We start from the raw sequence: 1,510 nt of genomic DNA, 5'->3' as shown, positions 1-1,510 counted from the left end.
CAGAAATGCGGAGTAGCGAAAAAACAAAACTCGCATACACAGCCGCAGAGTTCGCCGAAAAACACGGTTTGACCGTGAAGGCAGCCGAAATCATCTTGTCCGTGAACGGCTCCTCACGTGTCGCTTGCGATGCAGCAGCACGCGCATTCAAAGAAGCGGTTGCGCACCGACAACACAGTAATGACGGCGAATGAGGCCCGCGCCTGCTTTCGAGGCTGCGCGGGCCGACCATGACGAGTGGAGAGGACATCTTGGTCACCGGCAGGAATCGCTGAAGAACGAGCCGGGTGTGACCGAACAGCCTCAGAGTGAGGATGTTCCCGACTGACGCAAAAAAGCCCGCCAGCATGAGCCGGCGGGCCAAGTATGGGTCGCTGTCCAAATGAACGCGTTCGGTGTCTTCAGATGGATTTGGTCGAGAAGCCGCCGCGCGTCAGGCGCAACAGATCGGGCGCCGATCGAAAGCCCCGCGGGCGCAGGAACGCCTTCGTCTCGCGGGCGCTCCGCGTAAGCAAATCTTCGCCGCCGAGAAGCTCAATCGTCTCGGCCCAACCGTCGTCTGCAAGCAATTCGTGTGTCGTCGCAGTTAGAATCACACCCGATTCCGCAGGGCAATACCTATCTTATCGCCTATGGCCTTTGCGCAGTTCATCCAAAGGAACGGGACAGGGCCGTCTCAGCCGCGCGGGAGCCGTCTGGCTGCCTTAGGGTCGGTGATGTTCTCGATCGCCTTCAAAAGGGGTGGAGGGACCTCACAGAGCTTGGCATGCTCGCTGTGGTACGCCACAGCGGCCCGACGATGCTCTTGTGCAGCGCTTCGGCTGCTGCCAGGAAGCGGTCGATTTCAGCCCGGGAAAGCTGGTCGGAAGGTTTGGTTCTGGCCATTGGCGCGCAATTACTAATTTAGTGAAGCCTTACGTGCTTCTGGGGAGTAGACGTGAGACCGGTCGGTCCAGCTATGGGGCGCATTGAACATATTGTTTTTTCCGCGATTGCTGATTGGGATGTTTGCCATGTCGACCGTGGTAGCGACCTGGATTTACCTAGCAACGGATTCGTTCTGGAAGTCCCTTGCATGGACCTTGCTGATTTTTATCATCTTTCAGGTTGCATATTTCCTATTTTCATTCGCGCTTTTCGACAAGTTTTGGATGAAAAGGACCGAAGAAAAACCGAACCCTGCCGAGCCTACCTGTCGAGACGGCGGTGTCTCATCTGAAGGGCGGTCGATGACGCTTTGAGGGAGACCGCCAGACACGAGAGCATGCGATCATGCTAATCTTTGCGAACCATGCGAAAGAAGGAAAGCCGTGGCAGCGCCAAAATCATCGAAAAGCGCGCTGGCGCTGGATGTCGCCACGGAGATCGTCGACAGGGTGCGGACCGACCACGCCGAAGCCGAGGAGCGCGAGGTAGGTCTAAGGAGGAAACACAGATGGCTGCCTATCTGATAGCGGATGTAGACGTAAAAGACGCTGCCTTGTTCGAGGAATATCGGCGGGACGTTCCC

Annotated in this window: 4 protein-coding genes; 2 read left to right on the top strand and 2 right to left on the bottom strand. The window is 57.0% G+C overall.

What is annotated here, in order from left to right:
- A partial coding sequence (locus NKH35_RS31700) for a hypothetical protein (RefSeq protein WP_502907022.1) occupies positions 1-194 on the top strand: 194 nt, incomplete at its 5' end.
- Positions 195-401: 207 nt separating this feature from the next.
- Here the strand turns inward: NKH35_RS31700 and NKH35_RS31695 are convergent.
- The gene (locus tag NKH35_RS31695) at positions 402-569 is read right to left on the bottom strand and encodes a hypothetical protein (protein ID WP_023716270.1); all 168 of its coding nucleotides are present in this window, start codon (positions 567-569) and stop codon (positions 402-404) included.
- A gap of 444 nt (positions 570-1,013) precedes the next feature.
- Here NKH35_RS31695 and NKH35_RS31690 point away from each other — a divergent pair, with 444 nt between their 5' ends.
- Positions 1,014-1,241, top strand: a complete 228-nt coding sequence (locus tag NKH35_RS31690) for an exopolysaccharide production repressor protein (protein ID WP_245275404.1) — start codon at positions 1,014-1,016, stop codon at positions 1,239-1,241.
- A 29-nt stretch (positions 1,242-1,270) separates the two neighbouring features.
- Here the strand turns inward: NKH35_RS31690 and NKH35_RS31685 are convergent.
- Positions 1,271-1,510: hypothetical protein (locus NKH35_RS31685; protein ID WP_352917567.1), on the bottom strand; the 240-nt coding region annotated here is incomplete at its 5' end.

The sequence above is a fragment of the Mesorhizobium sp. M1143 genome (genome assembly GCF_040318435.1).
In the GTDB taxonomy this organism is placed as follows: domain Bacteria; phylum Pseudomonadota; class Alphaproteobacteria; order Rhizobiales; family Rhizobiaceae; genus Mesorhizobium.
Note: the sequence above shows the minus strand (reverse complement) of the source record. Positions and strands in the feature narration are given on the sequence as shown.

Bases quoted from the DNA above. Each gene is read 5' to 3' on its own strand.
- NKH35_RS31690 (WP_245275404.1), top strand. From the start codon at position 1,014: ATGTCGACCGTGGTAGCGACCTGGATTTACCTAGCAACGGATTCGTTC.